This window comes from Actinomadura rifamycini DSM 43936, assembly GCF_000425065.1.
Taxonomy (GTDB): Bacteria; Actinomycetota; Actinomycetes; order Streptosporangiales; family Streptosporangiaceae; genus Spirillospora; species Spirillospora rifamycini.
The window spans coordinates 92,461-106,850 of sequence record NZ_AULB01000016.1; the positions used below are offsets into that span (position 1 = coordinate 92,461).

At 72.6% G+C, this 14,390-nt stretch carries 13 protein-coding genes; 3 read left to right on the forward strand and 10 right to left on the reverse strand.

The window, feature by feature from the left end; translation table 11 throughout:
• Positions 1–5: 5 nt before the first annotated feature.
• The 4 genes from H505_RS0116550 to H505_RS47725 all read right to left on the reverse strand — a co-directional run bounded on the left by H505_RS0116550 (position 6) and on the right by H505_RS47725 (position 5,367).
• Positions 6–2,654 (reverse strand): MMPL family transporter, encoded by a 2,649-nt coding sequence (locus tag H505_RS0116550; protein WP_026402890.1) that lies wholly within the window; start codon positions 2,652–2,654, stop codon positions 6–8.
• Positions 2,655–2,680: 26 nt separating this feature from the next.
• On the reverse strand, positions 2,681–4,477 hold the full coding sequence (locus H505_RS0116555) for a fatty acyl-AMP ligase (RefSeq protein WP_026402891.1): 1,797 nt from the start codon (positions 4,475–4,477) through the stop codon (positions 2,681–2,683).
• 230 nt (positions 4,478–4,707) lie between these two features.
• Positions 4,708–4,950 (reverse strand): TFIIB-type zinc ribbon-containing protein, encoded by a 243-nt coding sequence (locus H505_RS42300; RefSeq protein ID WP_034518200.1) that lies wholly within the window; start codon positions 4,948–4,950, stop codon positions 4,708–4,710.
• A gap of 102 nt (positions 4,951–5,052) precedes the next feature.
• Entirely contained in the window at positions 5,053–5,367 is a 315-nt protein-coding gene (locus tag H505_RS47725; protein WP_157433021.1) for a hypothetical protein, read from the reverse strand.
• A 1,935-nt stretch (positions 5,368–7,302) separates the two neighbouring features.
• Between H505_RS47725 and H505_RS42310 the strand changes: the two genes are divergently transcribed.
• Both H505_RS42310 and H505_RS0116580 read left to right on the forward strand, forming a co-directional pair.
• A complete protein-coding gene (locus tag H505_RS42310; protein WP_034518203.1) occupies positions 7,303–8,049 on the forward strand; it encodes an IclR family transcriptional regulator in 747 nt (248 codons plus the stop codon).
• Complete coding sequence (locus H505_RS0116580) at positions 8,046–8,504, forward strand: hypothetical protein (protein ID WP_026402894.1); 459 nt, start codon at positions 8,046–8,048, stop codon at positions 8,502–8,504. The genes H505_RS42310 and H505_RS0116580 overlap by 4 nt, the downstream gene beginning before the upstream one ends.
• Before the next feature lies 1 nt (position 8,505).
• Here H505_RS0116580 and H505_RS0116585 read toward each other — a convergent pair whose 3' ends face one another.
• Complete coding sequence (locus H505_RS0116585; RefSeq protein WP_026402895.1) at positions 8,506–8,868, reverse strand: YkvA family protein; 363 nt, start codon at positions 8,866–8,868, stop codon at positions 8,506–8,508.
• Positions 8,869–9,149: 281 nt separating this feature from the next.
• Here H505_RS0116585 and H505_RS42315 point away from each other — a divergent pair, with 281 nt between their 5' ends.
• Positions 9,150–10,067: an alpha/beta hydrolase gene (locus H505_RS42315; protein WP_034518205.1), complete on the forward strand. Its 918-nt coding sequence runs from the start codon at positions 9,150–9,152 to the stop codon at positions 10,065–10,067.
• A gap of 5 nt (positions 10,068–10,072) precedes the next feature.
• Here the strand turns inward: H505_RS42315 and H505_RS52395 are convergent, their stop codons facing one another.
• The 5 genes from H505_RS52395 to H505_RS0116615 form a co-directional block, all read right to left on the reverse strand.
• Entirely contained in the window at positions 10,073–10,726 is a 654-nt protein-coding gene (locus tag H505_RS52395) for a septal ring lytic transglycosylase RlpA family protein (protein ID WP_157433022.1), read from the reverse strand.
• Positions 10,727–11,265: 539 nt separating this feature from the next.
• Complete coding sequence (locus H505_RS0116600) at positions 11,266–11,577, reverse strand: hypothetical protein (protein ID WP_026402896.1); 312 nt, start codon at positions 11,575–11,577, stop codon at positions 11,266–11,268.
• Positions 11,578–11,796: 219 nt separating this feature from the next.
• On the reverse strand, positions 11,797–12,903 hold the full coding sequence (locus tag H505_RS0116605) for a ferritin-like domain-containing protein (RefSeq protein WP_026402897.1): 1,107 nt from the start codon (positions 12,901–12,903) through the stop codon (positions 11,797–11,799).
• A 145-nt stretch (positions 12,904–13,048) separates the two neighbouring features.
• Positions 13,049–13,657, reverse strand: coding sequence for an LURP-one-related family protein (locus tag H505_RS0116610; protein ID WP_245592541.1), 609 nt, complete (start codon positions 13,655–13,657; stop codon positions 13,049–13,051).
• A 51-nt stretch (positions 13,658–13,708) separates the two neighbouring features.
• Positions 13,709–14,332, reverse strand: coding sequence for a TetR/AcrR family transcriptional regulator (locus tag H505_RS0116615; RefSeq protein ID WP_026402899.1), 624 nt, complete (start codon positions 14,330–14,332; stop codon positions 13,709–13,711).
• Between the last annotated feature and the right edge of the window lie 58 nt (positions 14,333–14,390).

Here is a 14,390-nt window from a genome sequence, read left to right on the forward strand (position 1 = left end):
GGCGGCTACTTCCAGGTCCAGCCGGTGCCGTCGGGCGAGCGGACGATCTCGCGCCGTTCGCGCGGTGGGCGCGGGCGCCGCGGCTGCGGCGGCCCGTCCGCCCACGGCGCCCACGGCGCGCCCCGCCCGTCCGTCCGTCCGTCCGCACCGTTCCCGGCGGCGCGCCCGTTCCCGGTGCCCGGCGGAGGCACCGCCCCGGGCGCGGGCGGGACGCCCGGCGCGGGCGCGGGCTTCGGGCGGCCGGACTTGCCCGCCTTCCGCGACCGCTTCGACGGCGCGGCGGGCTTCGTCCAGTGCAGCGTGTACGGGACGGGCTGCTCCTTCGGCAGCGGCGGCGCCACCCCGACCGGCCCGGCGGCCGCCGGGCCGCCGCTGCTCTCCCGCAGGTCCATCTTCGCGTGCAGGCCCCGCAGCGGCTTCGGCAGCCACCAGTTCGCCGACCCCATGAACCGCATCGTGGCCGGGACGAGCAGCGACCGCACCAGCAGCGCGTCCACGACGACCGCGACGAACATGCCGACGCCGATCAGCTTCACGACCGTGATCCCGGCGAACGCGAACGCGCCGATGACCACCAGGAACAGCAGCGCCGCGCTGGTGATGATGCTGCCGGTGTGCTGCATGCCGGACGCGACGGCGGTGCGGTTGTCGTGGGTGAGGTCCCACTCCTCGCGGATGCGGCTGAGCAGGAAGACCTCGTAGTCCATCGACAGGCCGAACACGACCGCGAGGATGAGGATCATGCTGGTGGCCTCGACGCCGCCGGTCGGCGTGAAGTCCAGCAGGCCCGCCAGGTGCCCGTACTGGAACCCCCAGACGATCGCGCCGAACGACGCGCCGATCGACAGGACGTTCATCACGATCGCCTTCAGCGGCAGCACGATCGACCCGAAGAACATGAACAGCAGCACGAACGTCGCCAGCCCGACGGCGAGCGCCATCTTCGGCAGCGACTCCATGAGGCTGTCCATCAGGTCCATCTGCGCGGCCGTGCTGCCCCCGACGTCGATGTGCATCGGGTAGCCGTCCTTGGTGAGGTGCATGGAGCGGATCAACCGGACCAGCTCCTGCGCCTGCTCGTCCATCGGCTCGTACCGGTGCGTCACGGAGATCCGCACGCCCCCGTACTCGCCCGAGTACCCGCTGAACTCGGCGGACACGACGCCGCGCAGCTCCTCGAGCTCCTTGCGGAAGTCGTCCAGGTAGGGCGGGATCACGTCGCCCTCGGCCGGCGACCAGTTGCGCGGGATGAGGTCGCCGGAGACGACGACGTCGATCGGCTCGGCGGACCCGTTCGGGAACTCCGCCTTGATCGTCTCGACGACCGCGCGGGTCGGGCTCTCCTGCGGCAGGACGCGCGCGTCGATGCTGCCGAACTGGACGTTCAGGAACGGCTGGAACATCACGGCCAGGATGGCGAGCACCACCGCGAAGTACGGCAGCGGGTGCTTCATGACGCTGTGCCCGAGACGGAACCAGAAGCCGCTGTCCGGGTCGCGCCGCGCGCGCTTGGCGGACGGGCGCCGCCACGGCATCCGGCCGCCCTCGACGCGCGTGCCGAGCAGCGCCAGCAGCGTCGGGAGCAGGACCGTCGCGCCGAACACGGCGACCATGACGGTCGCGATGCCGGCGAGCCCGATCGTCCGCAGGAACATCTGCGGGAACAGCAGCAGCCCGGCGAGCGCCGCCGACACCGTCACGCCCGACACCATGATCGTGCGTCCGGCCGTGGCCATCGTCGTGGCCAGCGCCGCTTCCCGGACCGGCCGCAGAGTCTGCTTGTACTCCTTCTTGGCCGCCCTGCGCGCGCGCCGGCCCTTTACCCGCTTCCACGGTTTGCCCGGCGGGATGTCCTGCGCCGCCATCCCGCGTTCGAGTTCCTCACGGAACCGGCTGATGATGAACAGCGAGTAGTCGATGCCGAGACCGACGCCCATCATCGTGACGACCTCGAGCGCGAACGACGTCACGTCCGTCATGTACGTCACGGCGTGCAGGACCGCGAAGCCGCCGATCATCGAGAACACCGCGACACCGATCGGCAGCGTCGCCGCGACCATCGCGCCGAACAGGATCACCAGCAGGACGATCAGCGGCCCGGCGGTGATCAGCTCCGCGCGGACGATGTCCGCGACGACCTGCGAGCCGAACTCCTGCCCCAGCGGCACGCTGCCGCCGAGCCGCGAGTCGAGGCCCGGCGCGGCCAGCCGGTCCTTGATCAGCTCGTAGTTCTCCAGCTTCTCCGCGCCGGTGTCGCCCGCCAGCTTCACCGCGACGAACGTCTTGCGCCGGTCCTGCGACGCGAACGACTCGGCCGCCTCGCCGTCCAGCGCCCAGTACGAGATCAGCTCGCTGACCTGCGCCTTCGGCAGCCGCGCGACCGTCGTCAGCACGCTCGCCATGTACTCCGGGTCGTCCACCGTCATGGTGTCGCTGGAGTACAGGACGATCACGTCGGGGTTCGTGCTGCCGAAGTACGTCGCGCCGAGCCTCGCGACGAGCGTCGAGGACGCGTCCGGGTCCTCGAAGCCGCCCTCCTTGAACTTCCCGAGGACGCCGATGCCCCAGGCGCCCGCGGCGGCGGTGAGCAGCACGATCAGGACGAGGCTGAGCCAGCGCCGCCGGTGGATGAGCCGCCCCAGCCCCGCGAGCATGGTCCTCCTTGTGTCGAGGTGACCCGTTACTTCCGGGACGCGAGTTTCGCCGCCGTCGTCGGGAGCACGCCGTCAAGGTAGCGCTGCCGGGTCGCCGCGCGCGCGATCTTCCCGCTGGACGTCCGGGACACGCCGCCCGGCTCGATCAGCACGAAGTCGTGCACGCTCATCTCGTGCTCGACGTTCACCGCCGCGCGCACCGCCGCCTCGACCTCCTCCGGGTCGAGCCGCCCCAGCGGCACCCGCCGGTTCCGCTCGGCGACGACCACCAGCCGCTCGGTGTCCGCGCCCGTCAGCGCGAACGCCGCGACGTGGTCCGGACGGACGGCCGGGTGCGCCTCCTGCGTGGTCACCTCGATGTCCTGCGGGTAGTGGTTGCGGCCGTCCACGATGATCAGGTCCTTGATGCGGCCCGTCACGTACAGCTCGCCCTCGTGGACCACGCCGTAGTCGCCGGTCTTCATCCACGGCCCCGCCGGCAGCTCCCCCGGCTCCGCGAGCTCGCCGCCGAACGTGTCCTGGCTGCGCTCAGAGTTCCGCCAGTAGCCCGGCGCGGTGTTCGGGCCGTGCACCCAGATCTCCCCGACCCGCCCGTCCGGCTGCTCCCGCCGCGCGTCCGGGTCGACGATCGCGACGAGCTGCCCCGACGGCCGCCCGCACGACACGAGCGTGCTCGTCCGGTCCGAGTCCGGGTCGCCGAGCCGCAGCTCACCGCCCGTCAGCGCCTCCCGGTCGACGGCGATCGTCTGCGGCGGCGCGTCGTCCGCCGCCGCCGTCACGAACACCGTCGCCTCCGCCAGCCCGTACCCGGGCGCCTGCGCGCCCGGCCGCAGCCCCGCGGGCGCCAGCGCCTCCGCGAACATCGACAGCGTCGACGTCCGGATCGGCTCCGCGCCGTTCAGGCACGTCGTCAGCCCCGACAGGTCCAGCCCCTCGAGCTTCTCCGGCGTCGCGGACGTCGCCACGTACTCGTACGCGAAGTTCGGGCCCGCCGTGTACACGTTCTTGCCGGGCCGCGCGGCGATCAGCTCCATCCAGCGCAGCGGGTTCATGATGAACGACACCGGATCGGTGTAGATCGCGTGGTCGCCCCGCACCAGCGGCAGCGCCATCGTCGCGATCAAGCCCATGTCGTGGAACAGCGGCAGCCAGCTCACCAGCTCCGGGTCCGGCTTCTCCGGCGCCCAGCCCGACCAGAGCTGGATCGCGTTCGCCGTCACGTTCCCGTGCGTGATCTCCACGCCCGCGGGCCGCCGCGTCGAACCCGACGTGTACTGCAGGTACGCGAGGTCGTCGAACCCGAACGGCTCGTCCGTCCAGCCCTCGCCCAGCGCCGGGTCGACCTCCTCCGCGAACACGATCTCCTTCGGCTGCGGGACGTCGTGGTCCGCGAGGAACTTCTCCACGTGCGGCAGCGCGTTCCGCGACGTGACGATCACCGTCGGCTCGGCGTCGGTGTACGCGCCGATCAGCCGGTCCGCGTGGCCCGGCAGGTCCGGCGAGAACAGCGGCACCGCCACCACGTGCGCGTACAGCGCGCCGAGCATCGCCATCATGTACTCGAGGGTCTGCGGCAGCAGCAGCGCAGCCCGGTCGCCCGGCTCCGCCGCCTGCCGCAGGCGCACCGCCAGCGCGCGCGCCCGCCGGTCCGTCTCGGCCCAGTCGTAGGTGATGTGGACGCCGGACGGGTCCAGCGAGTAGTCCACGAACGTGAAGGCGGGGGCGTCCGGCTTCTCTCTCGCCCACCTCGCGAGCCGCTCGATCAGCGGGGTGCGCCCGGCGCCGCCGGGCAGGAGTTCGGGGAGCAGCGAGCCCAGTGCCATGGAAGTTCTCCCGGGGGGACGGGCCGGGCGGGCCGCTCGAAACGGGCGCCGCCCGCGAAGGGTGGGCCCGGACGGCCTCTGCGGGCGTCCGGCTACCGGCGAATGACCGTGAAGCTACCCGATGGTAGCCATCGCGCGATATTAGCCGCCGGGCACATTGGCGGACACTCCGTTTGTCACGGCGATGACAAACGGAAACGCCCGATCACCCACTGTGCCCGGCCCATCGATCACCGCGAGAAGATCTGCTGCATGATCCCCCGGCGATGCCGCCCCTGGTACGTCGTGTCCGGATTCTCCCCGTCCGGCAACTCCGCGAGGTAACGGCTCTCGGCGTCGATCAACTGCTCCAGTTCGCCGCGGTCGAGAAAAACACCCTGGCATCCCGGGCATTCCTCGATCACGACCCCGTTGCGTTCGTGCGTGTCGAGCTTCGTCGCGCACTTCGGGCACTGCATCGTCGCTTCTGACATACCGGATCCCCTGTCCGTTAAGACGGTGTTGGCCGTCAGCGGGTCAGCTTATGACGCCGTCCCCGTTTTGGCACGACCGGGTTCATCGCACAGGACCTGCCGTCACCCACCGGCCCGGACCACCCGCACCCACGCCGACCGCCGCCGCCACAGCCCCACGCACGCCGCCGCCCACAGCAGCGCCAGCTCCGCCACCGCCGCGATCCCGATCACCACCGCCCAGTCCCGGCCGCTCCCCCGCCCCAGCGCCGCCGGCGACAGCAGCGTCATCTCGTCCTGCTCCGCCGCCGACGGCGCACTCGGCGGCGGCAGCACGACCGGCGCCGTGGGCGTCAGCGACGGCAGCGGCAGCACCGGCAGCACCGGCAGCGCCTCCTCCGGCACCGACGGCCCCGGACGGTCGCCCCCACTGGGCACCCCGGCCCCCGAAGGCACATCCCCGCCCCCGTCAACGCCCCCCGCCGCCCCCTGCCCGGACGACCCACCGCCCGAGCCCGCCCCGTTCCCGGAGCCGCTACCCGATCCCGACCCCTCACCGGAGTGGGAGCCACCCCCCGAACCCGAGCCACCGCCGGACCCCGCCCCACTCCCGGACGAACCACCGTCCGCCCCATCGCCAGAGCCCGAACCGCTACCCGAACCCGAGCCCGAGCCACCGCCCGAGCCACCGCCCGAGCCGGAACCCGAACCGCTACCCGAACCCGAGCCATTGCCCGAGCCAGAACCGGAACCGGAACCGCTCCCAGATGAGCCACCGTCCGTCCCATCGCCAGAGCCTGATCCGCTACCTGAACCCGAGCCGTCGCCGGACCCCGACCCACTACCCGAGCCGCCGCCCGAACCCGAGCCGCCGCCCGAACCCGCCCCGCTCCCGGACGAGCCACCATCCGCCCCGCCACCGTGGGCCGAGCCGTTACCCGATCCGCTCCCCGCTGGCCCGCCGTCCGTGCCCGAGCCAGAGCCACCGCCTGAGCCCGAGCCGGAACCGCCACTCGACGCCGACCCGGAACCACCGCCCGAGCCGGAACCACCGCCCGAACCCGACCCCTCACCGGAGTGGGAGCCGCCGCCCGAATGCGGACCGCCACCCGAGCCCGAACCGTTCCCCGAACCAGAGCCACCACCTGCGCCCGTTCCGCCGCCCGCGCCCGAGCCACCGTTCGAGTCTTGGCTGCCGCCCTTACCCGAGCCACCGCCGGTGCCGCTCCCGGACGTCCCACTCGTGCCGCTCTCGCCGCCGCCTGAGCCGGTGCCGGACGGGCTGTCGGTCGGCGTGGTGTCACCGCCGGGCGGTCCGGCGTCTCCGGCCTCGCCGCCGGGTTCCGCGCCGGACGGGCCGACGTTCGTCCCGTCGTGTCCCGACGGGGTACCGGACGGGGTGTCGCCAGGGGAATGGGGGGTCTCGCCCTTGGGAGCGGGAAGCACCACGGCCTCACACCCGTCCCCCGCCCCGGCGGCGGTCGGCCCAGAAGCGGGCGGCCCGGAAGCAGACGCCCTCGGGTCGGTCGATCCCGAGGAGGCCGGCCCGGAAGCTGACGGGGCGGAGGCGGACGAGGCGGAGGCGGACGCCCCCGAGCCGGACGACCCGGAAGCAGACGGGGCGGAAGCTGACGGGGCGGACGGAGCGGACGATCCGGAGGTGGGCGCGCCGGATGCGCCGGATGCGCCGGGCGCGCCGGGCGCGCTCGTCGGGCCGGACATGTCGGGTGGGGGGGTTGGTGTGGGTTGGCAGTCGGGGGTGAGGGCCAGGACGGCTCGGGTGGCGTCGGGTGGGGCGTTGTCGGCCGTGGCGACGGCCTGGACGTTGATACGGTCGCGGACGGACGCGACGGGGATGTGCAGGTTCGCCTCGCGCACGTGGGGGCGTTCGGCGACGTCGCCGAGGGGGCAGCGCAGTTCCCGCAGGCCGGCGGTCTCGCACTTCCAGTCGAGGGGGGTCCAGAAGGCGGGGCGGCCGGTGGTGAGGCGGAGGGCGGCGCGGTGCGCGGTGCCGCCGGTGGCGCGGACGCGGACGGTGTAGGTCAGCGCGTAGTGGTGGCCGAGGGTCGTCCCGCCGCGCACGGTGACCTCGGTGTGCAGGCGGACGTCCGGGACCGCGCGGGCGGCGGGGACGGCGAGCGCCAGCGGCAGTGCGGTGCCCGCGATGAGCGCGATCCAGCGCGTTCTGATCCGCCCCACCGGTTCCCCTTCTCGCTCGTTCTGTCGGTTTCCCGGGGGGTCGGCGGCACGGCGCCGGACGTAGAGGGTTATTGCCAGGAGTACCGTGCTTCACTCCCGTCCAGATCATCTTTCGCAAGGCGAAAGAGGGTTTCCGTAGAATGGGCCGGGTTCGCGAGGGAGAGGAGGCGCCGCGTGGCGGAGTCCGTGCGGTCGCTGGAGCGCGCGTTCGAGCTGCTGGAGCATCTGGCGGACGCGGGCGGCGAGATGGCGCTGTCGGAGCTGACGGAGGTGTCCGGGCTGCCGATGCCGACGATCTACCGGCTGATGCGGACGCTCGTCAACCGGGGGTACGTGCGCCAGGAGCCGTCGAAGCGGTACGCGCTGGGGCCGCGGCTGATCAGGCTCGGGGAGGGCGCGGGCCGGCTGCTGGGCTCGTGGGCCGGGCCGGTGCTGTCGCGGCTGGTGGACGAGGTCGGGGAGACGGCGAACATGGCGGTCCTGGAAGGGGACGAGGCCGTGTACGTCGCGCAGGTGCCGTCGCGGCACTCGATGCGGATGTTCACCGAGGTCGGGCGGCGGGTGCAGCCGCACTGCACGGGCGTCGGGAAGGCGCTGCTGTCGCAGCTCCCGGAGGCGAAGGTGCGGGAGATCCTGGCGCGGACGGGGATGGCGGCGCACACGCCGAGCACGTTCACCGACCCGGAGTCCCTGATCGCCGAGCTGGCGCGCGTCCGGGAGCGGGGGTACGCGCTGGACGAGGAGGAGCAGGAGGTCGGGGTGCGGTGCGTGGCGGTTCCGCTGCGGGGCGCGCCCGCGCTAACGGCGCTGTCGGTGTCGGGCCCGTCCGGGCGGCTGACCCGCGAGACCGTCACGGACGTCGTGCCGATCATGCTGGACGCCGCCGAGCGGTTCGCCCGCGAGCTGGGGCCGGTCGATTGACCGGCACGGGCGACCGGCTCGCGGTCGTCGACGGGATGCTCGCCGCGCCCTTCCCGGAGGCGGAGACCAGGGCGGGCGGGCGGCGGTGGAGCGGGCAGCGGTGGAGCGGGCCTGGATACCACTGGTGCGTCCTGGAGGCCAGCCGGGACTTCTGGGACGACCGGAGCGAGGAGGTCGTCGAAGCCGCCGAGGAGGAGATCGGGGCGGCGCACGACGCGCTGGTCGCGGCGCTCCGGGAGCGCTGGGGCGACCCTCGGAAGGTGGATCTGACGCCGTTCGCGATGGGGGAGGCGGAGAGCCGGGATCCGCAGAGCCTGCTCGCCGCCTACACGCTCGGCATGCTCGTGTGGCGGCGTCCGGACGGGCGGTGGCTCGCGGTCGCGACGGGGCAGGCCGACGCGGAGTTCCCGATCGTGCTGCTCGCGGCGGTCGGCGACGGGCCGGTCGGGGCGTGACTCAGTCGACGGGTTCGCCGACGACGACGCGGGGGCGGCCGCCGCGCTCCCAGGCGACGTAGTCGCCCGCGGCCTTGACGAGGGACGCGGCGAGCCAGAGCGCGACGCCCGCGTCGTCGACGAGGCCGATGCCGAGCAGGACCTCGGGGATCGCGTCGATCGGCGACAGGATGTAGACGACGCCGAGCGCGACGAGGCCGAGCGTCCGGTACGACATGCCCTTGTAGTCGCCGCGGACCACGGCCTTGATCATCCGAGGGACGGCGCGGGTACGTTCCCAGAGGCCGGGGGCCTGCGGGTCGAGCGTCTCGCTGTAGATCTGCCATGCCTGGCCGGCGGCGGCGGCGCGGCGCTTTCCGTCCACTGGCGCTCCCCTCGGGTGGCTTCGGTGCGGGCGCGCCCCCGCGGCGCCCGCGTTTACCTATGACGTGATGTCTGACGGTTTTGTTCCCCCGGATCCGCTGTGACCCGGGCCTCACCGATGGTCCGGGGATCGCGGTGAGGTGTTCATCACCCTGGACGTCGAAGTCGGGTGATTCGGCCGCGCGTTCGGCCACGCACTGCGAGCATGGGGTCACGGGAGGTGCGACTCCCCTCACCCACGCGACCGGCACCGCCCGCCGAGCACCGCAGGGAGCTGAGCAGATGAGCGGCGATCGTCCGAACCGGCCCGTGCACGGCACCGTCGCAGGCGGCCGGTACGTCGCGCTGCCCCCGACGGCCGTGGACGCGGTCGCGTCCGGCCCGGTCCGGTTGATGGTGGTCTGGCCGGGGTTCGACCCGCCGCGGACGGCGGAGGCGCTGGCCGCGTCGATCCCGCTGACGGGCGTGCCGGTGTGGCGCGCCTACCTGGACCTGCCCGCCCAGCTCCCCGGCGGGCTGGGCAGCGCGGCGATCCTCGACGAGTCCGGCATCGGGCTCTACGGGACGGCGGTCGAGCAGGCGGCGGGGCGGCTGCCGGAGGTCCTGGACGGGCTGCGCCGCGACCTCGGGGTCCCGGACGGGCCCGTCGCGCTCGCGGGGTTCAGCACCGGGGGCGCCGCGGCGCTGCTGGCGGTGGCGCGCGGGGACGTCGCCGTGGCGGCGGCCGCCGCGGTCGCGCCGGTCGTCGCGCCGTCCCGGGCGGCGCGGGCGGTGGAGAAGCGCGCGGGCCGCGACCGGTCGTGGCCGGACGCGTCCGTCGCGCTCGCCGAACGGCTCGACCTCGGCGCCCTCGCGGGCGACATCGCGGCGCGGGACGCCGAGCTGCTGCTGGTCGGCGGCGCGAAGGACCGCGTCGTCCCGTCCGGGGAGCTGACCGGGCTGCGGGACGCGCTGCAGCGGCACGGCGCGGCGGTGGAGACGGTGTCGTTCCGGATGGGGCACGCGCTCGCCGCCGAGCCCGGCACCGAGGCGCGCCCGCCGATCACCGAGGCCGTCCGGGTGGACGGCGCCCTGTCGGACTGGTTCCGGGACCGGCTCGCCACGACCGACGCCCCGGACGGCGCGGACGCGGAGTCCGGCGACGCCCGGGGCGACGGGATGGAGCGGGAGCGGCACGCGGCCGCGAGCGGCCTCGGCTAGGGCGGCTACCCGCGGGACAGCACCTCGTAGCGGACGGAGACGACGCCCGAGGAGGTGCCGCCGATGTCCTTCATCGCCGCCTCGGACAGGTCGAGGCAGCGCCCGCCCGCGTAGGGGCCGCGGTCGTTGATGCGCACGACGACCGACTTGCCGTTGCTCTTGTTGGTCACGCGGACCTTGGAGCCGAACGGGAGCGTCTTGTGCGCCGCCGTCAGCTTGCCCGGGTCGAAGCGCTCGCCGCTGGCCGTCATCTGGCCCTCGCCGTAGTAGGACGCCTTGCAGGAGCCGGAGTCGAGGACCTTTCCTCCCGAGCCGCCCGATTCCTTGGACCCGCCCGAGCCGCTCGACCTGGACGTCTCGGTCTTCTTCGGCTTCGGCGGGGCGATCCGCGCCGCGACGGCGTCGGGTTCGTCATCCCGCTCCGGCGCCGCCGGCGTCCGCGGCTTCGCCGGCTCCGCCGGCTTCGCGCCCGGGGCCTGCCCGCCGGGCGGCGCGGACGATCCGGATGGTTCGGGTGATTCGGACGGTTCGGCCTGCGGCAGTCCGTTCGCCGCCTGGGCCGCGCCCGCCGGGGCGCCGGTCTTGACGAACGCGAACGCGCCCGCCGTGAGGACGGCCACGGCCGCCCCGGAGATGATCAGAAGGGTGCGGATGCGCACCTGAGGTATGCGTACACGAGCACGCTTGCCACGCACGGGCAATTCCTTTGTTCGGGGACAGGACCCCGGACGCCCGGCGGTCTACCGCCGTCCTCGGGCGCGTCCGGGCGACGTCGACGTCCCCGTTCCGCGCGCCCTCCGCGTGCCGCTGCACGCCCGCGCCCGCGCCGTTCTCGACGGCTGCCGGCCGATGCTGCGGCGTCCGGTGCGTGCGGCGGTGCGAGTTCGCCGGTCCCGCGGCGCCGTGCCGGGCAGGTTCCCGGTCACGTCGCTCAGGTCCGGCGCTTCTCTCTTTTCACTTTGGATCTCGATGGCGCCGCACAAGTCCAAGACCGTACGTCGCGTACCGCCTAGATCAAGACCGAAGGCCGATGTTTGTGGGCTTTGTCACCCGCACTTTTGCCCTCGGAAGTCGATCAACTTCGCCGGGTGACCCCATTTCAAGATCGTCTTTACTCCGCATGGAACAGTCGATCTCGGCCCTATAACGGGCGGGCGGGGCGTTCCGCGGAACGCCCCGCCCGCCGTGCCGCCGGAGGTCACCGGAGGCCGCGCACCGGCGGCTTCGCCCCGCCGGACGGCTGCTTCGCGGCGCCGTCGTCCGCCTTCAGCACCTCGACGACGCGGCCCTCCGTCGTCCCGAGGTCGCGGCCGAGCCCCTTGACGACCTCGCCGGCCCGGCCGAGGAGGTGCTCCTCGGTCGTCGGCGCGTGGTGGTGCCCCGCGGCGGGCGGGGCGGGGCGCGGAGCGGGCGCGGCCTGCGCGGCGGCGGGCGCGGCGAGGACGGCGGACGCCGCGAGCGCCGGCGCGAGGACGCGGGCACGCAGCAGCCCTGTGGCGGACCGGTTCATTGTTCCCCCCGGGAATTGTCAGGTGTTCGACCCTGGACGTTCGTGCGTCCGCTGGTGCGGCGCACCGTCAGTCGGGCACGCTAGTACACCCGGGAGGGGCCGCGCGGAAATGCGGCGGCGAATTGGGGAAGTCCATAATGATCCACGGAAAGGGATCATTGACATTACGCCCGAAGCGGGGGCGTTCCGGGAACGCCCCCGCCTTTCTCCGGCGTCCGGTCAGTCGGACGCGCCGAGCGTGATGGCCTCGTCCACCTCCTGCTTGCGACCGGCCAGTTCGGTGGCGTAGCGCTCCTCGTCGACCTTCTCGGCGATCTCCTCGTCCTGCCGCATCAGCGCTTCGAGGTCGGCCTTGGCATTGTCGAGGACGCCCATGTCCGCGTACGCCTTCTTCACCTTGTCGCCCCACAGTCCGACGTCCCGGACGCACGGGACGATGCGGCTGAACAACAGCGACTGGTACAGCGTGTACATGTCGGAGTTGTCGACGTACTCCATGCACTTGTCCATCGGCAGTTCGAGCTGTTCGAACACCTCGCGCGCCTTGAACCGGTCGCGCATCAGGTAGCAGCCCTCGACGACGAACTCCTCGCGCTCGGCCCGCTCCTTGTCGGTGAGCTCGGCGTAGTAGTCCTTGAGCGCGAGCCGGCCGAACGCGACGTGCCGCGCCTCGTCCTGCATGACGTACGCGAGGAGCTGCTTGACCAGCGGGTTCGTCGACATGTCGCGGTACAGCCCGAACGCGGCGAGGGCGAGGCCCTCGATGAGGACCTGCATGCCGAGGTAGGGCAGGTCCCAGCGGCTGTCCTCCAGCGACTCCGCGAGCAGCTTCGCGAGGTCCTGGTTGATCGGGTAGTACATCCCGATCTTCTCGTGGACGAACTTGCCGTACAGCTCGACGTGCCGCGCCTCGTCCATCGTCTGCGTCGCGGCGTAGAACTTCGAGTCGAGGTCCGGGACGCTCTGGACGATCCGCGCGGACACGTTCAGCGCGCCCTGCTCACCGTGGAGGAACTGGCTGAACAGCCAGGAGCTCTGGTGCCGGCCGAACTCGTCCTTCTCCTTCTGGGTCATCTTGTCCCAGATGTCGGAGCCGAAGAGCGGGTTGAAGTTCTCCGGCAGGCCGGCGACGTTGATCGGATCGACCTCGAGGTCCCAGTCGATGCGCTTCTGCGCGTCCCACTGCTTGTCCTTGCCCTTCTGGTACAGGCTCAGCAGCCGGTCGCGGCCTTCGTCGTACTCCCAGGTGAAGCGGGTGTCGCCCGCCATGGGGACGTTCCACGTGTCCGTGGAGACGGGCTCGGTGTAGAAGTCGTAGGAACTCACCGGGGGGTCCTCCTCGGGGGACGCGCCGCGCCGTCGCGGCGCTGGGGTCTGGTTCCGCCCACCGCTTTACATCCCTTCGTAACATGTAAAGCGGGGGTAGATCCATACCCCGGGCCCAAGCCGGGCCGCCCCGGGGCGGCCCCCGTTACCGCGACTGGAGGGCGTCCAGCGCGACGGCCTGCGCGATGACCAGGCGCCGGTCGAGCCGCGGGTCCCGGATGTCGACCACGTACCGGTCCCGGATCCCGATCTTCTTCTCCACCGAGAACACGACCTGGTCGCCCGCGTAGAAGTCGAAGTGGTACGGCCACGCGAACGGGACGGCGTCCACGAACGGGATGAACTGCCAGACCCGCCGCACCAGCGCGACCGCCTTGTTGCGCTCGCTGCCGGTCGCCACGCCGAGCCCCGGCTGCTCCAGGTGCCAGGTGGAGGCGAGCAGCGACTTCTTGAAGTCCTTGCGGAACACGCCGATCGGCCGTCCCTGCGCGTCCGTGATGTCGTACGCCGAGGCCAGGTCGATGCGCTTGCGGGCCTTGAACCCGAGGATCGGCGTCGTCTTGGAGTCGTCCGAGTACAGGGTGACCTGCTCCTTGAACGCCATCCGCTTCTGCTGCGCGAACGCGAGCAGCTCGCCCTCGCCGCCCCCGGGGGCCTCCGCGTGCACCTCGTACTGGTTCACCATCAGCCGGATCCGCTGCCGGATCAGCAGCCGCGCCTGCGCCTGGAACCGCTCGTCGTCCACCGGAACCACCTGTTCCTTCTTCTGTTTCGCCCGGAGTCTGCCATACCAGGGCGCGCCCGCTCAGGACTCGCGGATGTGCGCGGCGAGATATCCGTGGATGAGCCGCTCGGCCTCCGCGACGATCACCGGGTCGCCGTCCGGGCGGCGCCGGAACGCCAGCTTCAGCACCGCGTCCCCCGCCTCCACCGCGATGGCCAGCGCCGTCGCCAGCTCGGGGGTGTCGCGCACGCCGAACGTGTCCACGATGAGCGTGCGGAGCCGGTCGGCGACCACCGCGTTGTTGTCGGCGTCGGAGTCGAGCAGGTGCACATCGGCGACGTCCCCGAACCGCAGCACCCGGAACCCGGGAACGGTCCGGTGCATCTCCACGAAGATGTCGATGATCGCGCCGACCGTGTCGGACCACTCGGTGAAGCCGCCCTCGGCGAGTCGCGCCGAGACGCGCCGCCCGAACTCCTCCAGGTTGCGCTGCGCGAGCGCCTGCGCGACCGCCCGTTTGTCGGGGAAGAACTGGTACACCGAGCCGATCGCCACCTCGGCGCGCTGCGCGATCCGCGTGGTGGTGAGCCCGTCGTAGCCGTCCTCGTCGAGGATCTCCGCGCAGGCGTCCAGCATGCGCTGGACGCGTTCGGCACTGCGGCGCTGGGCGGGACGGCGGCGGAGCGGAGTGCGGATCTCGGTCACCCTGCCATTGTCCCCCCATTCCGCCGCACCCGGGGCACCCGGCCGACCCCGCGCCGCA

Bases quoted from the DNA above. Each gene is read 5' to 3' on its own strand.
- H505_RS0116555 (WP_026402891.1), bottom strand. From the start codon at position 4,477: ATGGCACTGGGCTCGCTGCTCCCCGAACTCCTGCCCGGCGGCGCCGGG.
- H505_RS0116600 (WP_026402896.1), bottom strand. From the start codon at position 11,577: ATGAACCGGTCCGCCACAGGGCTGCTGCGTGCCCGCGTCCTCGCGCCG.
- H505_RS42300 (WP_034518200.1), bottom strand. From the start codon at position 4,950: ATGTCAGAAGCGACGATGCAGTGCCCGAAGTGCGCGACGAAGCTCGAC.
- H505_RS42315 (WP_034518205.1), top strand. From the start codon at position 9,150: ATGAGCGGCGATCGTCCGAACCGGCCCGTGCACGGCACCGTCGCAGGC.
- H505_RS0116550 (WP_026402890.1), bottom strand. From the start codon at position 2,654: ATGCTCGCGGGGCTGGGGCGGCTCATCCACCGGCGGCGCTGGCTCAGC.